The following is a 23,194-nucleotide window of genomic DNA, read 5'->3' as shown; positions in this document are numbered from 1 at the left end:
TCAATAAAGAATTGTCTTATTAGAATACTTTTGTTGTCCAGTCTTCGCAATTCCAGATATCCGTCACAATGTCTTGATAAAAATCTGGTTCGTGAGAGATCATGAGAATGCTTCCCTTATATGCTTTCAGCGCACGTTTCAGTTCATCTTTGGCATCGATATCCAAGTGGTTCGTCGGCTCATCCAATACGAGAATGTTGGTCTCACTGTTAATGAGTTTACAAAGACGCACTTTAGCTTTTTCTCCACCACTTAGAACAGCAATCTTACTTTCGATATGTTTCGTGGTCAGTCCACATTTGGCAAGGGCAGCACGTACTTCGAATTGTGACAGGGATGGGAATGTATCCCAAATCTCCTCGATACAAGTCTTGTAATTACCTTCCTTCATCTCTTGCTCAAAATAACCAATCTCCTGATGGTATCCACGTTCTACGGAACCGGATAATGCTTGGATTTCGCCTAAGATGCTGCGTAGCAAGGTGGTTTTACCAATCCCGTTCGCACCGACCAACGCAATCTTTTGTCCACGCTCCATTAATAAATTAAGCGGTCTGGACAACGGGGTGTCATATCCGATAACCAATTCTTTAGCTTCGAAAATCATCTTGCCCGCAGTTTTACCTTCTTTAAAGTTAAACTGTGGTTTTGGCTTCTCTTTTGCAATCTCGATGATCTCCATCTTGTCGAGCTTTTTCTGTCTGGACATTGCCATGTTACGAGTAGCCACGCTGGCTTTGTTACGCGCAACGAAGTCTTTCAGCTCTGCAATTTCTTGTTTCTGGCGGTTATAAGCAGATTCAAGCTGTTGTTTTCTCATTTCGTAGACCTGTTGAAATTGCTCATAATCACCCACATAACGGGTCAGCTTTTGATTTTCCATATGGTAGATCAGGTTGATAACGCTGTTTAAGAATGGCATATCATGTGAAATCAGAATAAATGCATTATCATACTCTTGAAGATAACGTCTCAGCCATTCAATATGCTGCTCATCCAGATAGTTCGTAGGCTCATCTAGAAGCAAAATATCTGGTTTTTCAAGCAACAGCTTCGCAAGCAAGATTTTGGTACGCTGACCACCACTAAGATCAGCTACGTCACGATCCAAACCAATATCTGTGATTCCTAGACCGCGCGCGGTTTCTTGTATCTTCGCATCGATCATGTAGAAATCTTGATTTGTAAGCGTATCTTGGATCGTACCAACTTCTTCAAGCAGCTTTTCCAACTCTTCAGGCGACACGTCACCCATTCTGCCGTACATATCATTCATCTCTTGCTCAAGATCAAAGAGGTATTGAAAAGCGCCTCTGAGTACATCTTGAATGGTCATGCCTTTGGTCAACACTGCATGCTGATCGAGGTAGCCAACACGCACCCGCTTGGACCATTCAACTTTACCTTCATCCGGTTGCAGCTTTCCTGTAACAATATTCATAAAAGTGGATTTACCTTCGCCGTTAGCGCCGAATAATCCGATATGCTCGCCTTTTAGAAGACGGAATGAAACATCCTTGAAGATCGCACGATCTCCAAAACCATGACTTAATCCTTCTACATTTAATATGCTCATTTATGGACACCTTTTTCTTATTTTTCTCGCTATATTATAAGCAGGATTACACAAAAACTCAATGGAGAAGCAAAAAAATATCATATTTTGGCCTATAATACGAAATATCTCAGGTAGTCTGTTCCTATCGTGTGATGGAGATATTGCAGTGGCGATTGCTCACTATCTTTTATATGATAGTATGCAGAGATACATTATGGAGTTGAATTGAGGTTCTAAGGAGAGACAACGATGAACAAACTTGTATTTTTTTTAGGGCCAGCTGGGGCAGGCAAAACGACATTAGCTAAAGCGATCGCTTCCCGGCGTAAAGTACCCTTCTTTGATATGGATATCCTCTTAAGACCAGCGGCAGATGCCATCATGACCTTTCACGGATTGGACCCGGCAGACAGAGACTCCGCCGACTACAAAAGATTATGCCGTGATTTAGGCTACCGGATTACGATGGACGCCGCACTAGACAATATTAGCCTAAATGTAGATGCATTTGTAGTTGGACCATTTACCAAAGAAGCTGCCAATCCTGACTGGATCTGCAGTGAGTTATCTCATATCGGACGTTCTCTGCAAGATGTTGAGGTCAAAGTTGTTTTGGTCGAACTAGCTGATGAGGAATTGTACCGGAAGCGGATTCATGATAGACAATCGCCATTAGATGAATGGAAGTTCCAGCATTGGGATGAATTTCGTAAAGCATTTGGAAACCGTAGTGTGAAGTGGCCGCTTCCAAGTTCCAATGTGAAGGTGGTCGATAATTCTAATCCAGACATAACGAAGACTGTGGCTGTGGTGGAGCATTTTATCTACGACTAGGAATGAATTAGCTCTTCAATAATCATTCGTTTACGAGCAAGCATAAACGGCTTCGGCGTCCTTATAAGGACAGTAGTGTTTAAGCGAGAAATATAAGGATAAATTATAGTGTACACTTATACTTTCTTATATTTGAATAAAGACCGGCAAAGAGAGAACTCTCCAGCCGGTCTTTTATTATTACTGAATATACTTCTGACTTACCAGATCCCCTGCTATGACTTCAGTTGGGATCACGAATTCAACAGAACCCATAGAACCTGGAGCTATATCATATTTATTAAACACAATCACAAGCTTGCCATCATCATTGATATAGAAGCTCTGATCTTTTGAAATAGAAGTAAACATATCAGTTGACACTTCATCCCCGTTCTCCGGGATCCAATACACAATATCGGGGTCAGCCTTCATTTGTGCAATCATCTGCTCTTTAATATTTTGGCTAATCCGCTCAATGTATTGCTCATCCTTAAATAACATTGGTAATGTAATAAGGATTTGGTTCACTTTGTCTATCGTATCAAAAGCAACTTCCTCAGAAGAAGAACCTGACGTTTCTACAACATATCTTCCAATGGAGAAAATACGATCATTGTCTGTTTTGACTTCATAATTCGTGTCCAGACCCAAATGACCTCCGCCCTGCTTCTTCAACTGTTCAATCTCAGATTGGAACTTTTCGTAGAGTGCCTTATTCTCGCTCAAATACTTCTGGTTTAATCCAAGCTCGAGATCCTTGTTCTCCATATTCGTAACGGCAGGAACTTTGATATTGGCATCGTAGCTATCCTCCGCTACTATATATTCTTTAATGGTTAGCACTTTAATGAGTCGATCGACACCTGGAATGGCAGATAATGCACTCGCCACGGTTATACTAGTGTTAATCGCAATCAAAAAGACAATAGCAGCAACACTCACACTGGCAAACCATTTATATTTCAACCGTTTTTTTCTTCTTTCTTTAAGTGATTGCTTCAGAGAGCGATTCACTATTAAATCTAATTGTTCTGGAATAGGAACCTCGCTATATTCCTTATGTAAATCTTTTAAATGGTCTACCATCTTACATAATCTCCTTTGAGGCTTCATCCTTCAGTTTCACCCGCAATAACTGAAGTGCCTGATACAGTCTTGTTTTTATCGTATTGTTGTTCTCGTTTAGAACTTCCGCCACTTCACTAATCTTCATATCTTCAAAGTATCTCAATACGATCACGCTTCGGTATTTCGCCGGCAGATCTTCAAGGGTTCTTTTCAAATCTATATCCGAGTAAACATCCTCTGCACCAGGACAATAGACATCTATCATCTCTGGCTCCATCGTCTGGACCTTTTTATTTCTGCGCAGAAAGTCTAGCGAAGTATTCACGACAATACGGTAAAACCAGCTTTTCACGGCATCAGGATTCTTCAACAACTCAAGATTATCCATCGCTTTATAAATGGAATCCTGAACAATATCAAGAGCATCCTCTTTGTTTTTGACATAGCTGTAGGCGAGTCTGTAGACATTCTCTTTGTTTTCGATGATACAATTGGTTAGTATTTTTTCGGTTTTCCTATTCAACTTCAACATTGTAGATTATCCTTCTCTGTTTGTTATCTAGTGTTGTAATAGGTGTAAGACGTTTAGCGAGTTCAAAAAGTTTGGAGAATTAATTATTTTTATTCACTATCCAAAGCTTTCGCGAGAAGTGAGGCGTAATACTTAGAACCCTCAGGCTTCAGATGCACGCCGTCTTCGTAGAAATAATCGTCTTTCCCTTCACTAGCAGAGTACCAGTCTACTACGGTCGTATTACTATATTCACTGGAAACTTTTGAAATGTTGTGATTCACATTATTTTCCCACTTCCTTGGGACACGTGTATTGACCAAAAGAATCTGCTCAGCATCACTTAGTGAATCCAGGAGATTACGTAACTGCTTTGAACTAAAAGATCCGTTAGTCCCCAGCTCAATGATCACCTTTTTACCTAACCGGCCTTGAGCTTTAAGCTGATCCACTACCTCCTGAGCTTTCGCCATCTGACGACCAATTTCGCCCTCGATGACAATGCCAGGTACTTTCTTTGAGAGGTATGGTGCTACGTCCAAAATGACAGAATCTCCAATGGCCGTAACGTCATTCCCAGCTTGACTCTTCACAGCCACAGGTTTTTTTTCTTCGGGAACAGTTTTGTTCACATCTGATTCAGGCTTAGACACTTCTTTATTAATAGTTCCCACTTTAGGATCAGGTTTGTTCACTTCAGGATCAGGTTTGTTCACTTCAGGTTCGGATGTAGCTGTTGTCATGGCTGGTAAGGATGGTTTATCAGTTTCACTCTTGTCTATCGTTTTGCGATCTATGGGATCATCCTTTATTCCCGAATCTTGTTGTTCTTGCTGTTGCAGCTGTTGTTGTTCATACTGCATATCTGCCGATTCGATCGCAGATGTATCCGATCCAGCATTTAACAAATAGCCTTTACATGCAATAGGGATAAGAATCACAGCAATAATAGCCATTAAGAAGCCTGGACGAAGACCACCCCGTCGTTTTACACTGATGTTCTTCCAAGTTTCCTTAAGTGAACCTCGACGAATAGGCTCCTCTACATACTTATATGATAATGCTGCTAGAAGAAAACTTACTCCTACCTGAACGATAATACGAAGTATGCCGCTTTCTTCAGTACTCACATTCGGACTGCTAAGGATAATAACTGGAAAATGCCATATGTACAAGCTATATGATCGCAACCCGATCCAACGCAAAGGTTTACAGCCTACGATCGATCCCAGGCGGCTAGCAGGATGAGCGAGTACAGCAATAACTACTGCAGCAATCAAAGAAATCACTAGAAACCCACCACGGTAAAGCAAATCATCAAACTCATTAACCTGATTAAAAAGGACTAACAATAGTATGAGTCCTAATCCCCCAACAATATCAAGCATACGCCGAGCCGGTTCTGAGACCTTATCATTAAGTTTCTGACTTGGCCAAGCAACTGCAAGTGCTGCTCCAATGAGAAGCGCAAATACGCGAGTATCCGTTCCATAATACACTCTACTTGGGTCTGTGCCCGGTACGTAGATCAATGCCATCGCTAAGGCCGAGACTGCAGCGCAAGCCATAATCCATGCAATAAGCTTACCTCGCCGACGAGCGATTTTCATCACGATGATGAGAGCTATTGGCCATAGAATATAAAACTGCCCTTCAATAGAAAGCGACCATAAATGTCCAATCGGAGATGGAGGGCCAAAGCTTTCAAAATAGGACATATTATGAAATATTAGCCACCAGTTGTTGAAGTAAAATAAGGAAGACATAAAGTCACCCTTGAGCCCATACAATCTTGATGGTTCTATAATTAAAAGCCATATGGCAACCACAAAAAGCATGACGACCATCGCAGGCAACAGCCTCCGCGCCCTACGAACCCAAAAGTCTAAAAGGTTCAGTCTTCGGTGCCGCTCCCACTGGGTAATGATTTGGTCAGTTATGAGATATCCTGAGATAACAAAAAATATTCCAACGCCGAGAAGTCCACCCTCAGCCCATTTCAGATTCAAATGATATGCGATTACAGCGAGTACTGATAAAGCCCTTAGACCATCAATTCCTGGCACATAACGCCTGCCGCCTACAGATTGTATAGAAGACTGGCTCCTCATATTATTTCTGAAAAGCTTCGTGTTGTCTTTCATTATGTTTCAGTCCTTACCGTCGATTTATCGTTCCATTAGTAAGACGCTGTAAACGCATGAAAAGTTCTGTAAACAAGTGAAAATGTTATTAATTTAAAAAAGATATCTGGCAGAGAAATCTGCCAGATATCTTTTCTATTAAATGCCTTGCACTTCAATCTGTAGAATATCTGTTACAAATTGGACAGGGACATACGTTTTATTGTCTTGAAGCACTGGAGCAGTGCCTAATGCTTTAGGAGCCATTTTTGCTATAAAATAAGAATCTTTGTTAATAGAAACACTCGTCCACTGTGCTCCCTTCATTAACTCAGATGTTTTGGTAGATGGATTCCACTTCAATTGAAAGTTTAATTGATTGGCTAAATCACGTAATGATAGCATCAGCACACCTTGCTTGTTAGTGAAATTGGGGATTTTTTTCAAATCAAGCTTAGCTGCGTCCGTGGAATTACTATTCAAGCTGAAACGAAACTCTGGTGATCCTACATATCCAGGTGCAATACTATATTTAGGGAAGACAACCACTAATTCACCTTTATCGATATAAAATGACTGCTCGACTGAAGTTCCTTTGTACTCTTCCAAAAAATACTTGTCAGTGTCTTTTTTAATCTCCGCAAGAATATCTGCATCGAGCTTCTCTTTGTAGTTAGCACCGAGCAGATCTGAAAGAGTAACCAGTTGTGCCTCAGCTACATTTCTCACATTATAAGTATCAATCCGCGGCATGCTGGTTCCACCTTCAGAGCCTTCAGTAATAACCGTCAAGGAAATAACACCTGCTGGATTACCTGTTCCATCTGACTTCAGTTCATAAGCGATATTAAGAGTGTAGGGATGGTAGTCTTTATTATCTGCTTGTGCTTTTTTACCCATTTCAGCGGCGTCATGCTCCCATTGTGCCAAATCCTTTTCAGCATGAGACAAAATAATATCATTCAGCTCATCTTGGTATTGCTTGTCCAGCATGCCTGTTAGTTGTGGCACTTTAATATCAGCAATTAGATATTTACTTGTTGTGCTAAGAACTTTTTCTTGGATCTTAACACCAGCAAGCGCTGGGGACGGAGATTGCACCATTGAAGAAACACTAGCTGCTACTGATGTGGATGCCATCACATGAACCGGTAAGGAAGCTAAGCTCACCCCCATAATTGCCGCACATCCAACTGCACTCATTTTAAATAGATTTTTTGTTGTTTTGTTCATATCTCGTCATCCTCCATCTCTATTTATAAGTGCCTTCCGATGACACTCATTAGCTAGGACGCAGGGGGACCTCTAAAAAGTTTGCTGATTTTCTAATTTAAATAAAATTTCTTCTACTTCTGTACCCTGAAACTCTACGTAAAAAGGCTGGACAGCATCATTTAGACAATACTCTAGCCGCAGTCTGAGGTTTTTCCATGTGAGCATATTCATTGCTTGTTCTATGGAGAAAAAGCCCACTTCCAAGCTTCGAAATATACTTTGGAGGTGTCATATCGGTTACCTCCGTCATTAAAGCTCTAAACAAGCTTTGTCATTTAAAGCATCGTGGATATTGCGGGCAAGCCACACTCTATTCTCCTCACGTTGTGACTCCGAAAACTCTTGAAATAACAATAGCACTAATTCCAGTCGACGCTTCTCAATAAAGAGCGGGAGCTCTTCTAGCCACTTATTGTCGAGCGCATACTCTCGATTATACCCCTTCATAAAGGACTTCAACATGGCTGCCGCAAGACCAGAAGTTCTACTCTGCTCTACTTCCAGTTTGCTCCAATCCCCAAAGATAGTCGAATAATAAACGGCAATGGCAATATCATGCACCATATAGTCGTATCCGCAATCATCAAAGTCAAACACGGTGATCTGCCCCTCATGCACAAAAAAATTACCCGGATGCAAATCACGGTGACATAGTCCATAACCTTCTCGATGCCGCGGCAACTGGTTAATCTGATCATTTATTTGAAGCAACTTTTCAAAAAGCTGCTGTTCAACAATACCAAAGTTAGCAAAGTCAAACTCTAGCTTACCCTGATGTGGTCTTGCCAGAACACTCTCCGGACGCTCGTATTGCAGAGCTAAAGCATGCATTCTTCCTGTTACCTCACCCCATTGCTCAAAAAGATTTGTTCCCCAATAGGGGTCGGAAGCATTAACATGACCACCAGGAGCTTTCTCCATTACACAGATCATAAATCTTTCCCCATCTTTGACTAGCGTTTGTACCAAACTACCATCCTGAAAGGGAATGGGGGGAGCCAGTTGCACTCCATGCTTTGCAAGATGATCCATAAAGTCAAGTTCAGAGATAACCATCTCCTGCTCCTGATGAGAATGATGAGTTACACGTAAAATAAATTCATGAGCATCTTTTGGAAAGCTATAAACAACATTTTCAAACCCACCAATATACTTTATCGTTGTCCAATCTACTTGAATCTGTTGTGCAGCTTGCTTAAGCATCTCTTCATCGAATTTCACCTGCCAGTTAGGCATTTAATCACCCTCCTACCTTCTAAAGAAAATACCATTTAAATGGAATGTATTACAAAGTTGTGTTTTATAAAGATATTTTAACACTTCACTACCCATAAAAGAACAATCAAAAAGGTAGGAGCAGCCTAGACCTTTAACAAAGTCTATGACTGTTCCTACCTTATTTTTTTCATTACTTATGGACTTAAATTTATTTTGGTTACTTTTTAGCCGAAAGCTCGTCTTCCGTTACCCATTTATGATTTTTCACTTTATCTCCACCCGTAGTCGGTGTGTAGTCAATCATATATACCGTAGTGTGTTCAGCCGCGTTAATTTGAGCGGTTGCACCTTTCATATCTTTCATATGGTCAGCTTCCATTACAACTTCTGAGCCGGATTCATAGGGTTTGTCGGCTGCTTTTTTGATTTCTTCATGAATAATCCACTTGTGGTTTGTAACTGGCATTCCACCTGTTGTAGGTCTGTAAGAAATCATATAGGCTGTAGTATCATAAGCTCCAACTATCGTTGCTGTTGCCCCTTTCATACCTTCCATATGATCCGTTTGGATAATCGCTTTACTTCCTATTTTAAAAGCAGGATGCTCTGCCACTTTCAAATTATCGGGTACTTCACTTGAACTAGAGTGTGCGGTATGTTCCATTTTTCTATCGTTTGAAGACATTTTATTGCCATAGCTATTGTCATTACCACATGCGCTTAGAGTAAGTGCAGCTGCGATTATGAATAGAAATATTTGCTTTTTCATATATAAAACCTCCGAAGTTGATGTGCCTCTGATTATTCATTTACCCATTTCATAAGATCACAAACCGAATGAAGTATTTTTAAAAATATAAAGTGATTATTAGATTACCAATAAATGAGTGTTGTCTCAGTTATTGAAGGTTATTTATAATGTTTTCTGAAAGGAGGCTACTACAATGAAGACTAAAATATTCACTTTGTTGCTTCTTTTGGGTCTGGTAAGCATGGCTACGATCGGTACGGCTAGTGCTGCTCCGGTATTAACCGTAGGGAATTCTTCTGGAGATGTGTGGGATCTTCAGTATCGGTTAAAAACTCTGGATTTCTATACTCAGCCTTTAGATGGTGTATATGGATCACAAACGAAGGCTGCCGTTGCTAAATTTCAAATGGCCTACGGATTAAATGCCGATGGAGTTACTGGTACAAAAACTTGGAATACTCTTAAAAAATATACGCTTAATATTGAGGAAATGGATATTCTGGCGAAAGTCATTTACAGTGAATCCCGCGGTGAGCCTTATAAAGGTCAAGTCGCAGTTGGCTCTGTAGTTATGAATCGCATACAATCAAGTCAATTCCCAGACAATATTAAAGACGTTGTATTTCAAAAAGGCGCATTTACAGCCGTATCTGACGGTCAATACTGGCTTACTCCAAACCGGACCGCCTATTTAGCTGCTCTTGATGCTGTCCGAGGTTGGGACCCAACAAACCATTCAATCTATTATTTCAATCCAGATACAGCTACTAGTGCATGGATCTGGACTCGTCCTCAGAACTTAAAAATTGGTAAGCATATATTTGCGAGTTAACGCTTCAAATAAATGTAATAGCCGGTCAACCACTACGGTTGACCGGCTATTTTTTACTATAAACGATTTTCTTAATACTATCCTTAGAAAGACAGTATTCACCTGAGAGCTGGTCGACGGTTGCACCAGCAGCAAACCTCAGGCAGATCTCAATATTTCTTGATTTCAAATATTTTCTACTCCGTGACTTCTCGCCCCATTTTATATGTAATTCTTCAGGCTTTGAAACGTAGACCATACCACCGTTTATAATCAATTTGATTAGCTTTATCCATTACAAAAATTAAAAATCATCTTTAATTCATCATCAAAAGACTTCTTACATGCTTCCTGAAAGCTATTACCAGTATATTCTTTTAGTGTCTTTCTCCAAAAATGCTGGGCTCTTCTATTTGTAGCTGTGGGATTGGTTTGCAGCTCCCATTTTCCAGTATGAAGATTAAAAACTTCCTTAGCCGCAAGTTCAGCGATTCCCTTACCACGGAAGGGCCTCAGGATAAAGAATTCGTTTAAATAAAATTCACAACCTGGTGGTGTATGAGGTGGTGTGGCTACTAATGCAAAGCCAGCAGGAATTCCATCTTCTTTTATTAAATAAGGATATAAAATCCCCGGCTTCTCCCACCATATGTCGAAGACTTTGTTCTGTTCATTCAGCGTTTGTGTTTCATTATCCTCGTATACCCCGTATTGATTAGGAAGGTTCCCCCATATCTCTGATAGATCGTGTAAGTATAGTGGGTATAGATTGTTAATCATAAACTTCGTTGTGCTATCAGTTAATGTTAGGGTGATGTTCATTTCCTTCTCCCCTTTCTATCGAATGCTTGAATATATTTTTGGAGATCGCTCTCTAATTTCACTTCTATACTCAGTATAATTACGACCACACTCCAGTAATATGCCATGTTCAATTAGAATTAAATTTTATATAAAGTCTATATCTTCTAAAATAAAAAGAGTTCACCTGAGTTTTACACTCAAATGAACTCCAATATCATTAACTGATGGTTAAGTAAGATCTACAATAACCTTGATCGTTTCTTTTGCTGCAATCGCTTTATCGAAGGCGGCTTGAATATCCTCTAATTTATAAGTCTGTGTCACCATAGTAGAGATATTCGTTTTCTTGTCGTTAATATGTTCAATTACCTTTACAATATCTTCATGTGTGTATCCACTAGCTCCAACTATGTTAACTTCTTTACTCATCACTTGAGCAAGGCTTATAGGTACTTCATTTTTATAAACGGCAATGATTGCAATTCTTACTTGTGGCTTTACAATCTGCATCACTTGTTCAAATAATATTGGAGCGCCCGCTGCGTCCACAAAAGCATCTACATTGGGTACACTAACACCGTATACGTTCACTTCGCCGAAGTGTTTGATTAAACCCTCTGCTAATGTTTCAGTCGACGTATTAAATGTTAATGCGCCTAATTCTTTTGCTTTATCCAAACGCCAGTTGTCAATATCCACTACGCAAACATCTTTAATGCCTTCACCAATTAATCCTGCAGCTGCAGATAAGCCAATAGGACCCGCACCTAGAACTACGATTTTTTCACCTAGTTTGGGCAGTACGCTAAAAGCGCCATGGAAGCCTACGCTCATGGGTTCCATTAATACAGCCTCTGTTGCCGAAACGGAATCATCAAATTCATAAAGATTATAATTTAGTGCTGCATCTTCAATTAAGACATATTGTGAAAAGGCTCCTACCTCCAACGAATAACGGCGACCTGCACGTTTTGCAGTAATTGGATTCACACCTACACGCATGCCAACTTTCAAATCGCTTTCCGCATCAGAACCTAATTCAACGATTTCACCAAACATTTCATGTCCAAACTCTGAGCCGAAACGAATACCCATTTCAGAGCCTGCTTTCACTATATTAATATCTGTACCACAAATTCCACCCGCTAAAATACGAATCAACGCATCTTTTGCTCCAACTTGAGGTATTGGACGCTCTTCTATCCCCACACTATTTTGACCGTGATAAATGCCGACTTTCATCATTCATTAACACTCCTTATTACTATCTATTACTTTCAATACTTTCATGGTAGTAGTTATTAAGGAGTTAAGCAATCTACAAAAATACTGAAAGCGTTAATAAAGCAACAGTTGATTCAAACAGATGTACTTGCCATAATTCAGTTGTCAGATGAGTGGCTCTGCGTAGTAAAAAAACTGGATAAATTGTTAATTTAACCCCTATAGTCACTAAAATCGATTATAATAAAATTTATGTTCAAGTCGATTACCTATCCTAAGTTAATAGGATAATCATACGAAAAAAAGGCATAGTGATGAATCGCCTATGCTATAAGGGTTATAGAGTTTTCAAATACACACTTATGTATAAGTGGAGGCGAACGATATGACGATAATGCCTGTTATAGTAATGATCTTTGTATTTGTACCTGCCATTGTACTCATGGTAAGCATGCCTTATTTATCAAGAGAGACGATTAGTTTTGGGGTCACCGTCAGCGCTGTACAATTCCACAGTGAGCCTCTGCGCCAGATGCGAAAGTCATATGCTAGGATTAGTGCTACCTTGCATCCCATCCTATTCATTATTTGTATCATCTGCCTACTATACGGTGATGAACATTCCAAGCAACAAAGTTGGATCACTGTCACTTACTCACTCGCCATGGTCGTAATCTCCCTAGTCATAAACATTAGCTATCGTTTCAAAATGAAAAGTTTACTACCTATGCTGCCTGCTGCTCCGGAACCATCGATCATGGCAGTGGACACTGGATTTCGGAAAAGAAACATTGGCTTGTCTAGTATTTGGTTCCTCATACATGTTTTAATTATTGTTGTTACTATTGTAACTGTGCTACGCAACTACGATCTGATTCCTGATCAGATTCCGATCCATTACAACAGTAGTTGGAACGTAGACGGCTATGCAGCTAAATCTTATAGTACTGTATTTATGCCTACGATAATGCAAGTGTTGATAACACTTTTGTTCATATTTGAGAATTGGAGTATTCGCAGAGTGAAGCAGCAGGTTCAACCCACTGATCCTAATCGTTCCATCAGACAAGACGTAACTTACCGCCGTACTTGGTCATATTTTATGATTACAGCAAGCTTCTTAATAGTTATCCTGTTTTCCGTCGTGCAACTAAACATGATATCTCTGCTTAATATGAATTTCGCTATCCCTATTATCCTAATCATAATAGCCCTTATCATCCTATACGCCTTCGCCTTAACGTTCTGGGCTGGTCAGGGCGAAAGCCGCTTGGAGCGATCTGCCGATCACTCCAATGTCAGACCTGTCCATGATGATGATGATAAATGGCGATTAGGTATGATTTATTTCAATCGCAAAGATCCAAACCTAATCGTCAAGAAAAGGCTCGGAGTCGGCTGGGGATTAAATTTCGGTCACCCAGTAAGCTGGCTGTTTTGGCTCGGAATTGTTGTACTGTTAGTTGTGGTGCGGTGAGAAGAAACGCTTGATAGCAAAACTTAAGAGGAATCAGGAATATTATGGAATACAAGATTACTTCGAGTGACTACTAAATCAAATGATAAGGATGATTGCTAATGAAAAGGTTTAGTCAATGTTTTATTCTTTGTACTATGGTTTTTGCTTTATTAATGCCATCCACTGTGTTTGCTGCTGATAAGAAATTACTCAATGAGGCAAGTATTACTTTGTCTAGCGATGTTATTCCTGTGGGTGGAACTACAAAAATAAAAGTTCGCTTACTAGCTGAAATGACCAGTCTTACATATGCAAAATTGACACCGGAAGTTTCTGATGAATCCATACTTACCGTTGAATTGGATGGATATTCCGAGGTTGGACTGAAGAAAGATATCCAATTACCGTTCTATCCAAGGTTGCTTACGAACAAAAGATGAAAACACCTCAAGAAGTGTTAGATTTCACAACCTATTCTAATCAGATAGGAGCTTTTACAGCAGCAAATAAAAAGATGGATGAAGGCGTGAAATATGAAGGACAGTTTGTAGACTGGATCGATAAATATCGGAAAAAGTATGGTATTTAAGATTGAATGATAATTAAATCCTAAAAATCCACGTCAGAGCTTCCTCTAACGTGGATTTTTAGGATTACAGCTATTTTTTTGTGTAAACAATCTTCTTAATACTGTCCCTTGATAGGCAATATTCATCCGAAAGCTGGTCAACCGTTGCTCCAACGGCAAACCTTAAACAAATCTCAATATTTCTAGATCTTAAGTATTTTCTGCTCCCTGACTTCTCGCCCCATTTTACATGTGCTTCTTCAGGCTTAGGGATATATACCAAACCACCGTTAATATACTTCTGAATTTCCTCTAATAATTCCTTTGGAAAAATCGTATCTGCATTTACATATTTCATAGTCACTCTGCTCCTTAAACTTTTTTTGAGTTTGAAGGTAGCAAAGTCTATTCTAAAAACAACCCTGCACAGTGCACTGGCGGTAAATCAATTTTTATTCGCTCTATACAAACAACCGCCGTTGTTTATAGTCTAGACTTTGCATAGAGCTTATCGCTAATTTTAATTTTCTCACTATTGTCCGCCCTCCTTTGTTTAATGTGTAATTACTTGTTCCAAAATACGTTCCGCTGTCTTCTCTCCATTTGCAATACAATCGGGAATACCCACACCATAATAAGAACATCCAGCAAGGATTACATTCGGATAATGATCTGCAATCTTCTTCTCTAAGGATACTACAATCTCATGATGGCGTTTGTGGTAATTTGGCATAACATCATGCCATTTGGTCACATCGTGGGTAACTGGTTGTCCAGTAATTCCAAGACTGGTCTGTATATCATTCAACGCCACCTTTAATAATTCCTCTTCTGAAAGCTTAATCAAGGACTCATAATGCGGTCCTGAGCTTTTATAAAAGAGTCTGACAAGCAGACGTTGTTGACCAGACGTGTGCTCCCACTTGCGACTTGTCCACGTACAAGCATTACAAAGAACATCGTCACTGTTGGCTGTTATGAACCCTGTACCGTTCGCTGGCAGTTGACTGTCAGGGATATCAAATCCTAGATACACACTAATCATAGAGCTGTTAAACAACTGTTTGAAATCTTCATTCAGCGCTTCGTCTTGAAGTAAATCTTGTGCAGTAGAATGCATCGTTCCTAGTACGGCAAAATCGCTGTCCAAGATTCGCCCATCGGCCAGTGTTACTCGGTACTGTTCTCCATCCTTTGCAATGCGCTCGGCCCGAATCCCTTTGATGATCTCTACATCGGACAGCTGTTCTTCCATAGCATCAATCAGAGCAGACACACCACCCTTAAAAGACATAAACTTCTTATCGCCTTTCCCCTGGAATTTAGCCTTATTCGCGGACAATCCCTGAATAATACTTCCATATTCATTTTTATAATCAATCAAATAGGGAAGGGTCGAGGCAATGGTAAGTTCACTCAATTTCCCGGAATATACACCTGATAGGACAGGTGATATTTGCTTCTCGACAAGTTCTTTTCCAAAGAAAGCTTCCAGAAAATCACCTACAGAATCGTTTTTCGTAAAACGATCATTCGGAGTATAGAAATCTTTAAGTGCTTCAACTTTACCTTCAGCAGAGATCAAATCTGTAGTAGCAAGCGATTCAATACTGAGAGGGATGCCAAAGACTGCATCTTTAGGTATTTGCTTCAGCTTACCTTCTGTGTAGATGTATGATATTCCTGTCGCGTTATATACAACCTCATCCTGAATGCCTAATTCTTCAACCAATGGGGCTACATTTGTCTTGCGAGTGACAATTGAATCAGCACCAGATTCCATGATGAAGTCCTCATGCTGAAGTGTTCTGATTTTTCCGCCTAGTCTATCGCTGGCTTCAACCAAAATGATTTTTACATCCAACTTATTATACTGTATAGATTTCTGTAGATAGTAAGCGGTAGACAATCCAGTAATCCCCCCGCCAATCACGACGACCGTTCTCAAGCGTTGACACCTGCCTCTAAAGTTATAATCTGTTAAATTCAATTGAATACATTATATCATAGGGATTTATATGTAATAACATACTGTTCGTGTCATATATGACACAAAATACCCCCAAAAATATATACCTTCAAATAAGTCTAAAAAAGCCGCGATGATCGCGGCTAAACTTTATATATTCTCCTGTTTTAAAGCATCAATAATATTTTCCTTCTTCACTTTTGAACTGGAGTACAGCATAGCTGAGCTAACGATGATAAATACAGCGACTATGACATACAAGATACTCATCCACGGAAGTGCGAATCCATAGGAGAAACTACTCATCATGGATCTATAGATCAAGTACATCACGACTATGCTAATCGGAAGCCCGTAAAGTAGTGATTTTATCCCATAGAAGATACTTTCATAATTAATCATTTTATTAAAACCGTTTGGCGTCATCCCTACAGACTTCAACATCGCAAACTCTCTTTTACGAAGTGATATGCTGGTTGATATCGTATTGAAAATATTCGCAATCGATATTAAGGTAATCAAAGCAATAAAACCATAGGTAAAAATAGACATTAACATGATCATCTGCTCACTATTTTGTCTATTTTGAAACACATTTTGAACATAGACATTCCGCTCTTTCATTTCCTCAATGGCCTGTTGTGTCGCTAACGGATCAGAGCTGTTCAGGTTTAGTCGGCTCTGTATATCGTTACTCATCGTATCATTTGTTAATTGATCGAAGACTTGGTCAGAGACAATGATGTTTAATCCACCAACTAGTGCTGAATGAACACCCATAGGACGTTTATCAGTTAATGCGACAATTTCTACTGGTGGTAATTTCGTCTCTTTCTCTGTGTTCCAATCCGTATAAATTAAATCAAGCTTCTGACCGATTTCCGAATGAAGAGCTTTGGTCTCAATAATCTTTTTGACGTTCTCATCCTCAAAGGTGACGGTATCATTCACAATAGCTGACATCTGATTGAGATTCGTTAATTGTTCATAACTTACACCGACGGATTCTGCATAGGTTCTCAAACTCTGTTCATTTAGGGCATGGATCTGAATGTAGTAAGGATATTTCCCATTCTTTAAAATACTGCTATCCTTCTCCACGATCTCTTGCAATTCTTTTGCCATATCTTTTTCATCAATCCATGAACTCAAGCTTAGTTCCCTGACCACATTATATTCCGTTATATTGGGTAAGGCAGATATCGATTTCGTCAGCCGATCTACTTTTTGAGCGTCCTCTGTCCCCATATAAACTTGAATATCATAGTTCAAACCATCCTGTGAGAGTTCTACCGACTTTTTCATATTTGTAGTGAATGATGATACGGTTAAAAATAGAACAATACTAATGACAAGGGAGAACACAGTTGCTTGATACCTGCGTTTATTTCTCTTTAAATTCTTCAAACCAATTTCCGCTTCAATTCCAAATAACTTGCGAACGAACTTAGATGTTTTCACCGCTTTACCAGAGAGCTTAACATCGGTTGTTTGTCTGATTGCATCAATCGCCGAAATCTTTGAAGCTTTTCTAGCTGGAAGAAAGGTGGATATAAAAATCGTCAGTATCGATACTATACAAGCGGTGAATAGGGACAGAGGGGTAACAACCATTGTTAATTTTTCAGTTATCCCTAGTACATCTTGAATCATCGTATTGATGAACATAAAAGTGATCCCGATTCCTGCAATTCCGCAAAGGATCCCAATAGGGATACTAATTAAACCGATGATCATTCCTTCAAAAAACACCGAATTCTTCTTCTGCCTCTTTGTAGCACCTACGCTGGAGAGCATTCCTAAATGACGTGCACGTTCCGAGACAGAAATCGCGAATGCATTATAGATTAAAGAAACAGAGCCAATGATAATCACAGTCATAACGATGACCGACAATGAAAGAAGTGCATTACGTAAGCCATCGTTATTCGTCACACCATAATAGCGCAGCAGACTATTATTATAAGAAATCGACTCTATTTTGTTTTCTTTTGCCAATTCCTCTGCATGTTTGTATATGGAGCTATCCACCTTGTTTAATACAACTGTCGCTGTAGCTTTTTCGGCTGCTCCAATCAAACTTTCATCCACATAACTTAGGGCAGTATAACCCGGAGACCATGTTGGTTCCCAAGTGGGTCGCTTTATCACTCCCACAATCGTGTAGTTCATTGGTTTTTTATGAATGATCTCTTCATTCAGGGTATCCTCTTCAGTCCGTAATCGTTCGTTCTGAGATAAGGGCTGACCACTATTTTCATCATCCCTAGTGACTCGCTCTCCGACATCGAGCGCTAAAGTTTCACCAATCTTGTAGGTTACTTTAGCATTTTTTGCAATTTCTTCAGAAATGACTACTTCATAGTTAGTTTTCGGGAGTCTTCCTTCCAGAAGTTTAATCGGAAATTGTTTAAAACCAGCTGCATTATATTCCTTGATATACCAATAGGGCTTGTTCTCATTCTGTCCCCCCACTAAAGGGGCATAGCCACGATCATTTGAGATGACAAGTGTTTTCGTTGCATCATCATCTTCTATCGCTTTGAGCTGAGCTTTAGTAACATTTCTATATTGGACATGCCATTCTCCATTAGTCGAGATACTCTGCTTCCTCATTAATTCCATAAATGAAAAACCAAGCGTTGCCACAGCCGTCACCATAGCCACAGAAATGATGACTCCAATGATGGTAACCATGGTTCTTCGCTTATTCTGCTTCAAATGTCTAAGTGTTAATTTATTTACGATATTCACGGACGAATCACCTCATCTTTAGCGATCCTTCCATCTTCAATGGTAATGACTCGATCTGCTTGCAGTGCAATCCGTTCATCATGAGTAATGACAATCAGCGTTTGATTATAGGTTTTATTAAACATTTTTAATAAATCTATAATTTCACCACTGTTCTTACTATCCAGATTACCCGTTGGCTCATCTGCCAGCATGATTGCGGGATTACTAATTAACGCTCTACCAATAGAGACCCGCTGTTGTTGCCCGCCTGAGAGCTGATTCGGAAGATGGTTTAAGCGATTTTCCAAATTCAACGCCTTTACAGTATCCGCAAATTGTTTCTTATCTACCTTGTGCTGATCAAGAAGTAAAGGGAGAGTGATGTTCTCTTCGACCGTTAGGACTGGTATAAGATTATAGAATTGATAAATCAGCCCAATTTGTCTGCGTCTAAAGATCGCCAGCTGTGTTTCATTCAATTCATATATATCCGTGTTATCTACGAATACTTTGCCGCTTGTCGGTCTATCCACTCCGCCTAATAAGTGCAGAATGGTCGATTTCCCGGAGCCAGATGGCCCGATAATCGCTACGAATTCCCCTTTTTTAATCGAAAAAGATACATCATCCAATGCCTTTACCGCTGTTTCGCCTTTTCCATATGTTTTAGACAGATGTTCAATCTTTAAAATGTCCATTGTTAGACCTCCATTTGTTGATGAGATCAGTATATCTGTCTACAATGACTATCCAGTGACTCTAAAGTGACATTCTAGTCACTAAGCCATATGTGCTAAAAGACTTGTTTATAAAATTTGATCTGAAATTGTGAACCCTTCCCCACTTCACTCTTCACATCGATCGTTCCGGTTTGTCCTGTGATAATGCTTTGTGCCAAGGCAAGTCCAATCCCTACACTATCTTCGCTTGCATTCTTACCTTTATAGAATCGTTTGAAGATATAGGGGATCTCTGCCTTTGGGATTCCTTTGCCGTTATCTGTAATGATAATTTCCGTAAACAGTGTATTTTCTGCAAAAGAAATCGAAATCTCTCCCCCAGCAGGTGTGTGCTCTACACAGTTTTTCAGAATATTAATGATCGCCTCAGTTGTCCAATTGAGATCGCCCGCAAATGTGGTGCTCTCATCTCCATCAATCAAGATGCGTTGTTCTTTAATATCCATTGGAATTAACATGGGCTCCAACGATTTTTGAACAAGCTTGGTCACCGCAACAAGATCTTTTTTAAAATGAATGGTTCCAGCATCGATCTTGGAGAACTTTAATAAAGAGGAGACTAGCCAACCAATTCGTTCGAGTTGGATCGTAATTTTCCGGGTAAACTCCATTCTCTTCTCAGTGTGCAGCTCAGGATCACTTAATAAATCTGCCATCACGGTCATGGAAGTAAGCGGGGTTTTGAGCTGATGAGAGATATCTGAAATCGCATTGGTGAGCTTCATTTTATCTTCTTGTAATTGCGCACTCTGCTCGGATAACATCAGCGTCACTTTATAAATGTCATTCTTCAGGATACTAAGCTCACCTTCCTGATTATCACGAACATCGAGCGAATAATTTCCACTGCTGATTTGACGTAGATATCCTGAGAGCTTTTCAATTTCACCATATCTCCAGCGGGTAAACAATACACTACAAGCTATAAGCAAAGCTGAAGTCCCAGCTGTGAGCCCTACCGCCTCTAACGATATAAATGTCGCCACCGCTGTAGCCACAAGACTGATCAAGCACATCGTAAACAATAACCATCTAAATTCTCTATTACGAAGCATCCTAATCACCTACCTTGTAACCCAACCCTCGAACTGTTTTGATCAGTGTTGGTTCTTGGGGGTTATCTTCTAACTTTTCCCTAAGTCTTTTTATGTAAACCGATAATGTATTGTCGTTCACGAATTCACCTGCCACATCCCAAATCCGTTCTAACAATTGATTTCTTGAGAGAACCTGACCAACATGGTTAGCAAAGATCAGTAATAATCGATATTCTAATGCGGTCAATAGCACTTCATCGCCGTTCTTATAAACCTTTCCTTCAAGCGTGTTAATCCGTATATTCTCTAATTCGATAATGGATTGGGTCTGAGCCTGCTTGTTATATCTCCTTAAGACGGATTTAATCCGCGATAGCAGCTCCCGAATCCGAAAAGGCTTGGTTATGTAATCATCTGCCCCCATATCGAGTCCCATCACCACGTTGACCTCATCATCAATCGCCGTTAAAAAAATTACCGGTATATCACTTTGCGCTTTCACGATCTTGCACAATTCATAACCGCTGCCATCTGGAAGTGAGAGGTCAAAGATGCATAAGGTGAGCTCTGATAACTGCTCTGATAACACCGCCTTGGCTGAGGAGGCGTCATAACATAGAAGGGTTTCAAAATGATCCTGCTGTAATGAATATTCAAGTCCTGATGCTATCGTTCTATCGTCCTCGACAAGAAAAATTTTCATGGATGATCATCCTAACCTTATAATATATTCAATCGTTCCATTCGTTCCGATGATCATTCTCTCATAATTATAGAGTTATACCAAATTACTATTCATATTAAAGTATTTACAACTCCACGGTAAATATAATAAAAACGTCTACTCCATGGAATAGACGTCTCTAAAAGGATTATATTGCAAAAGCACCACACTTATATTGATGTATCTGTTGAAACCCTAGCCGTAGTGCCAATTTTTTCGAAGCTTCATTATCAGTAGAACAATCCCAGTAAGGAATAAAGCCATTGGCAAGCACATCTTCAACTACTAGCGTTGCTAAATGTGCCCCTACTCCTTGTTTCTGATATTTAGGAAGGGTTTCAATTCCGATTGCGTGTGTATCCTGTGTAACAAAACTAGAATAACACACACCCATAACCTCAGATCCCTCAACAGCAGCATATCCGTAGCCTTTTTCGGCAAAGTCTTCTTTCGATGACCAGAATAAATCAATATTTTCATGTACAAATTCTATATTCTTTAGATCTGAGTTCTCCCAATCCAGCATTTTAAGATTTATAGTTCTAATCCCATTAGTCTGCGTCGCAGGCGGCTTGTGAAGTAACTTGAACACCATCTGTTCAAAAGGATATAGCTTCCTAGAAGGAAACATCAATTCCAGATTCCATTCATCATGTTGACCAGAAACTTCGAAATGTTCCATCCCCAGTTCCTTCATTCTAGGTACAATATGATCTGTTACATAACTGTCCAGTGCATGGATAAAGGCTTGATTGGTGTGATTACCGATAAGATAAAACCCTTCAATCCCCTGACTCCACACTAACGCACTCTTTGGTGCTGTAAGTTGATCGACAAAGATCCAACCTGGATTATTGCCTTCAATTAAAGAGAGAATTTCGGGATGGATATGCTCTCCTTGAAGTAGTGGCTTCACTTTATAATAATCCTCATGAGGTATTTCATGCATACAAACACTCCCCTTAATTTCCTTGCAGATGCTGTATACATAAGTATAAAGTAATCGTCCTTAATCGGTTGGTAAAATTAATTCATAACTGAAAATTACTGTCCATGCATAATTGTTTTCCTAGCCTTAATTAATATGAATGAAGGTCTCCTTCTTTCATTTATTAATTTGGGCATCTTCTCAAGACCCTCAAGGTTGGATTCAGGTTCAACAATTTCTTCAATAGCGAGTCCATTTTGGATCAAAGTATTAAGTAATGTTGAAAGCTTTCTATGGTATTTAATAACTCCATCGATTCCCCAAAACTGTGATCTGAGACCTTCTTCGCCATAATTATCAATAGGCCAATGAAGAATATTTTGATCGGGATCTTTAACCCACCCACTTTGGCTCTTATTCGATAGAACAACCGGATGCTCTGTTGAAAATACCAGGTGCCCATTGGGTTTAATCCAATCTGAAATCCTACTAATGAGGGTTTTATAATCCTCGACATAATGAAAAGCTAACGAACTTACTACCAAATCAAATTCATTGCTATTAAAATCGATTTCCGCCATAGAGCCCTGTACATAACGGATCTGAGATCGTTTCCCTGCCATAGCTAACATTTTCTCAGATATATCTACTCCTGTTACGTGTGAAGCATTGTTATCAATCATATAGTTTGCCATTTCACCAAAACCACAACCCAGGTCGAGAACATTCAAATCTTGTAGAGTTGGAAGCAAACCTCTTATTGCAGGTTGTTCAATAAAGTCATTGTATGTAATTCTTGATTCCCTTAAGTTCTTATACATTTGAAAAAACTCAGAGTTGTCATAAATGTTCTGTTGCATGATCCACCTCCACG

General features: G+C 39.6%; 23 protein-coding genes. 5 read left to right on the top strand and 18 right to left on the bottom strand.

The features are described from left to right. Window positions 1-19: 19 nt before the first annotated feature. On the bottom strand, window positions 20-1,576 hold the full coding sequence (locus M2444_RS02160) for an ABC-F family ATP-binding cassette domain-containing protein (protein WP_042188035.1): 1,557 nt from the start codon (window positions 1,574-1,576) through the stop codon (window positions 20-22). A 231-nt stretch (window positions 1,577-1,807) separates the two neighbouring features. Here M2444_RS02160 and M2444_RS02155 point away from each other — a divergent pair, with 231 nt between their 5' ends. Further along, a complete protein-coding gene (locus M2444_RS02155) occupies window positions 1,808-2,392 on the top strand; it encodes a P-loop nucleotide/nucleoside kinase family protein (RefSeq protein ID WP_280786124.1) in 585 nt (194 codons plus the stop codon). Window positions 2,393-2,572: 180 nt separating this feature from the next. Here the strand turns inward: M2444_RS02155 and rsiV are convergent, their stop codons facing one another. The 6 genes from rsiV to M2444_RS02125 form a co-directional block, all read right to left on the bottom strand. Next, window positions 2,573-3,460, bottom strand: a complete 888-nt coding sequence (rsiV, locus tag M2444_RS02150) for an anti-sigma-V factor RsiV (RefSeq protein ID WP_280786123.1) — start codon at window positions 3,458-3,460, stop codon at window positions 2,573-2,575. 1 nt (window position 3,461) lies between these two features. Then, window positions 3,462-3,974 (bottom strand): RNA polymerase sigma factor, encoded by a 513-nt coding sequence (locus M2444_RS02145; protein ID WP_094874874.1) that lies wholly within the window; start codon window positions 3,972-3,974, stop codon window positions 3,462-3,464. An 89-nt stretch (window positions 3,975-4,063) separates the two neighbouring features. Then, window positions 4,064-6,019, bottom strand: coding sequence for an acyltransferase family protein (locus M2444_RS02140; protein ID WP_348536900.1), 1,956 nt, complete (start codon window positions 6,017-6,019; stop codon window positions 4,064-4,066). Between the two features lie 216 nt (window positions 6,020-6,235). Next, the gene (locus tag M2444_RS02135) at window positions 6,236-7,309 is read right to left on the bottom strand and encodes a stalk domain-containing protein (RefSeq protein ID WP_280786122.1); all 1,074 of its coding nucleotides are present in this window, start codon (window positions 7,307-7,309) and stop codon (window positions 6,236-6,238) included. Between the two features lie 291 nt (window positions 7,310-7,600). Next, window positions 7,601-8,587, bottom strand: coding sequence for a phosphotransferase enzyme family protein (locus M2444_RS02130; RefSeq protein WP_094874872.1), 987 nt, complete (start codon window positions 8,585-8,587; stop codon window positions 7,601-7,603). A gap of 199 nt (window positions 8,588-8,786) precedes the next feature. After that, window positions 8,787-9,338, bottom strand: coding sequence for a YdhK family protein (locus M2444_RS02125; RefSeq protein ID WP_280786121.1), 552 nt, complete (start codon window positions 9,336-9,338; stop codon window positions 8,787-8,789). A 175-nt stretch (window positions 9,339-9,513) separates the two neighbouring features. Here M2444_RS02125 and sleB point away from each other — a divergent pair, with 175 nt between their 5' ends. After that, complete coding sequence (gene sleB, locus M2444_RS02120; protein WP_481857446.1) at window positions 9,514-10,152, top strand: spore cortex-lytic enzyme; 639 nt, start codon at window positions 9,514-9,516, stop codon at window positions 10,150-10,152. 46 nt (window positions 10,153-10,198) lie between these two features. Here the strand turns inward: sleB and M2444_RS02115 are convergent, their stop codons facing one another. From M2444_RS02115 to M2444_RS02105, 3 genes are all read right to left on the bottom strand, one after another. Beyond that, window positions 10,199-10,390 (bottom strand): hypothetical protein, encoded by a 192-nt coding sequence (locus M2444_RS02115; RefSeq protein WP_348536907.1) that lies wholly within the window; start codon window positions 10,388-10,390, stop codon window positions 10,199-10,201. Window positions 10,391-10,419: 29 nt separating this feature from the next. Next, window positions 10,420-10,953 (bottom strand): GNAT family N-acetyltransferase, encoded by a 534-nt coding sequence (locus M2444_RS02110; protein ID WP_280786120.1) that lies wholly within the window; start codon window positions 10,951-10,953, stop codon window positions 10,420-10,422. Between the two features lie 210 nt (window positions 10,954-11,163). Further along, a complete protein-coding gene (locus M2444_RS02105) occupies window positions 11,164-12,180 on the bottom strand; it encodes a zinc-dependent alcohol dehydrogenase (protein ID WP_280786119.1) in 1,017 nt (338 codons plus the stop codon). Between the two features lie 364 nt (window positions 12,181-12,544). Between M2444_RS02105 and M2444_RS02100 the strand changes: the two genes are divergently transcribed. From M2444_RS02100 to M2444_RS02090, 3 genes are all read left to right on the top strand, one after another. Beyond that, window positions 12,545-13,636 carry a DUF1648 domain-containing protein gene (locus M2444_RS02100; protein WP_280786118.1) on the top strand — a complete coding sequence of 364 codons (1,092 nt, stop codon included), beginning with the start codon at window positions 12,545-12,547 and terminating at the stop codon, window positions 13,634-13,636. A 101-nt stretch (window positions 13,637-13,737) separates the two neighbouring features. Beyond that, the gene (locus M2444_RS02095; protein WP_094874867.1) at window positions 13,738-14,058 is read left to right on the top strand and encodes a hypothetical protein; all 321 of its coding nucleotides are present in this window, start codon (window positions 13,738-13,740) and stop codon (window positions 14,056-14,058) included. Beyond that, window positions 14,055-14,207 (top strand): hypothetical protein, encoded by a 153-nt coding sequence (locus M2444_RS02090; protein WP_280786117.1) that lies wholly within the window; start codon window positions 14,055-14,057, stop codon window positions 14,205-14,207. The genes M2444_RS02095 and M2444_RS02090 overlap by 4 nt, the downstream gene beginning before the upstream one ends. Before the next feature lie 70 nt (window positions 14,208-14,277). Here M2444_RS02090 and M2444_RS02085 read toward each other — a convergent pair whose 3' ends face one another. From M2444_RS02085 to M2444_RS02050, 8 genes are all read right to left on the bottom strand, one after another. Then, window positions 14,278-14,544, bottom strand: a complete 267-nt coding sequence (locus M2444_RS02085; protein ID WP_042127555.1) for a CD3324 family protein — start codon at window positions 14,542-14,544, stop codon at window positions 14,278-14,280. Window positions 14,545-14,739: 195 nt separating this feature from the next. Then, window positions 14,740-16,134 (bottom strand): protoporphyrinogen oxidase, encoded by a 1,395-nt coding sequence (locus M2444_RS02080; RefSeq protein ID WP_280786116.1) that lies wholly within the window; start codon window positions 16,132-16,134, stop codon window positions 14,740-14,742. 171 nt (window positions 16,135-16,305) lie between these two features. Further along, complete coding sequence (locus M2444_RS02075; RefSeq protein ID WP_280786115.1) at window positions 16,306-18,909, bottom strand: ABC transporter permease; 2,604 nt, start codon at window positions 18,907-18,909, stop codon at window positions 16,306-16,308. Next, on the bottom strand, window positions 18,906-19,589 hold the full coding sequence (locus M2444_RS02070; protein ID WP_042127549.1) for an ABC transporter ATP-binding protein: 684 nt from the start codon (window positions 19,587-19,589) through the stop codon (window positions 18,906-18,908). Before M2444_RS02070 ends, M2444_RS02075 begins: the two co-directional genes overlap by 4 nt. Window positions 19,590-19,684: 95 nt before the next feature. Next, window positions 19,685-20,686 (bottom strand): sensor histidine kinase, encoded by a 1,002-nt coding sequence (locus M2444_RS02065; RefSeq protein ID WP_280786114.1) that lies wholly within the window; start codon window positions 20,684-20,686, stop codon window positions 19,685-19,687. A gap of 1 nt (window position 20,687) precedes the next feature. Further along, window positions 20,688-21,371 carry a response regulator transcription factor gene (locus M2444_RS02060; protein ID WP_094874279.1) on the bottom strand — a complete coding sequence of 228 codons (684 nt, stop codon included), beginning with the start codon at window positions 21,369-21,371 and terminating at the stop codon, window positions 20,688-20,690. 169 nt (window positions 21,372-21,540) lie between these two features. Beyond that, window positions 21,541-22,341 (bottom strand): GNAT family N-acetyltransferase, encoded by an 801-nt coding sequence (locus M2444_RS02055; protein WP_094874278.1) that lies wholly within the window; start codon window positions 22,339-22,341, stop codon window positions 21,541-21,543. Between the two features lie 95 nt (window positions 22,342-22,436). Next, the gene (locus M2444_RS02050) at window positions 22,437-23,180 is read right to left on the bottom strand and encodes a class I SAM-dependent methyltransferase (protein ID WP_280786113.1); all 744 of its coding nucleotides are present in this window, start codon (window positions 23,178-23,180) and stop codon (window positions 22,437-22,439) included. Window positions 23,181-23,194 lie beyond the last annotated feature (14 nt).

Source organism: Paenibacillus sp. PastF-3, assembly GCF_029893135.1.
In the GTDB taxonomy this organism is placed as follows: Bacteria; Bacillota; Bacilli; order Paenibacillales; family Paenibacillaceae; genus Paenibacillus_AQ; species Paenibacillus_AQ nitricinens.
The sequence above is the reverse complement of the archived record's forward strand: the minus strand, read 5'-3'. Positions and strand labels throughout refer to the sequence as shown.

What these genes read in the sequence shown, in the direction of transcription:
- M2444_RS02085 (WP_042127555.1), bottom strand. Translation starts at nt 14,544, where the DNA reads ATGAAATATGTAAATGCAGATACGATTTTTCCAAAGGAATTATTAGAG.
- M2444_RS02070 (WP_042127549.1), bottom strand. Translation starts at nt 19,589, where the DNA reads ATGGACATTTTAAAGATTGAACATCTGTCTAAAACATATGGAAAAGGC.
- M2444_RS02135 (WP_280786122.1), bottom strand. Translation starts at nt 7,309, where the DNA reads ATGAACAAAACAACAAAAAATCTATTTAAAATGAGTGCAGTTGGATGT.
- M2444_RS02065 (WP_280786114.1), bottom strand. Translation starts at nt 20,686, where the DNA reads ATGCTTCGTAATAGAGAATTTAGATGGTTATTGTTTACGATGTGCTTG.
- M2444_RS02055 (WP_094874278.1), bottom strand. Translation starts at nt 22,341, where the DNA reads ATGCATGAAATACCTCATGAGGATTATTATAAAGTGAAGCCACTACTT.
- M2444_RS02155 (WP_280786124.1), top strand. Translation starts at nt 1,808, where the DNA reads ATGAACAAACTTGTATTTTTTTTAGGGCCAGCTGGGGCAGGCAAAACG.
- M2444_RS02050 (WP_280786113.1), bottom strand. Translation starts at nt 23,180, where the DNA reads ATGCAACAGAACATTTATGACAACTCTGAGTTTTTTCAAATGTATAAG.
- M2444_RS02060 (WP_094874279.1), bottom strand. Translation starts at nt 21,371, where the DNA reads ATGAAAATTTTTCTTGTCGAGGACGATAGAACGATAGCATCAGGACTT.
- M2444_RS02095 (WP_094874867.1), top strand. Translation starts at nt 13,738, where the DNA reads ATGAAAAGGTTTAGTCAATGTTTTATTCTTTGTACTATGGTTTTTGCT.
- sleB (WP_481857446.1), top strand. Translation starts at nt 9,514, where the DNA reads ATGAAGACTAAAATATTCACTTTGTTGCTTCTTTTGGGTCTGGTAAGC.
- M2444_RS02105 (WP_280786119.1), bottom strand. Translation starts at nt 12,180, where the DNA reads ATGATGAAAGTCGGCATTTATCACGGTCAAAATAGTGTGGGGATAGAA.
- M2444_RS02100 (WP_280786118.1), top strand. Translation starts at nt 12,545, where the DNA reads ATGACGATAATGCCTGTTATAGTAATGATCTTTGTATTTGTACCTGCC.
- M2444_RS02110 (WP_280786120.1), bottom strand. Translation starts at nt 10,953, where the DNA reads ATGAACATCACCCTAACATTAACTGATAGCACAACGAAGTTTATGATT.
- M2444_RS02160 (WP_042188035.1), bottom strand. Translation starts at nt 1,576, where the DNA reads ATGAGCATATTAAATGTAGAAGGATTAAGTCATGGTTTTGGAGATCGT.
- M2444_RS02125 (WP_280786121.1), bottom strand. Translation starts at nt 9,338, where the DNA reads ATGAAAAAGCAAATATTTCTATTCATAATCGCAGCTGCACTTACTCTA.
- M2444_RS02145 (WP_094874874.1), bottom strand. Translation starts at nt 3,974, where the DNA reads ATGTTGAAGTTGAATAGGAAAACCGAAAAAATACTAACCAATTGTATC.
- rsiV (WP_280786123.1), bottom strand. Translation starts at nt 3,460, where the DNA reads ATGGTAGACCATTTAAAAGATTTACATAAGGAATATAGCGAGGTTCCT.
- M2444_RS02115 (WP_348536907.1), bottom strand. Translation starts at nt 10,390, where the DNA reads ATGGTCTACGTTTCAAAGCCTGAAGAATTACATATAAAATGGGGCGAG.
- M2444_RS02130 (WP_094874872.1), bottom strand. Translation starts at nt 8,587, where the DNA reads ATGCCTAACTGGCAGGTGAAATTCGATGAAGAGATGCTTAAGCAAGCT.
- M2444_RS02090 (WP_280786117.1), top strand. Translation starts at nt 14,055, where the DNA reads ATGAAAACACCTCAAGAAGTGTTAGATTTCACAACCTATTCTAATCAG.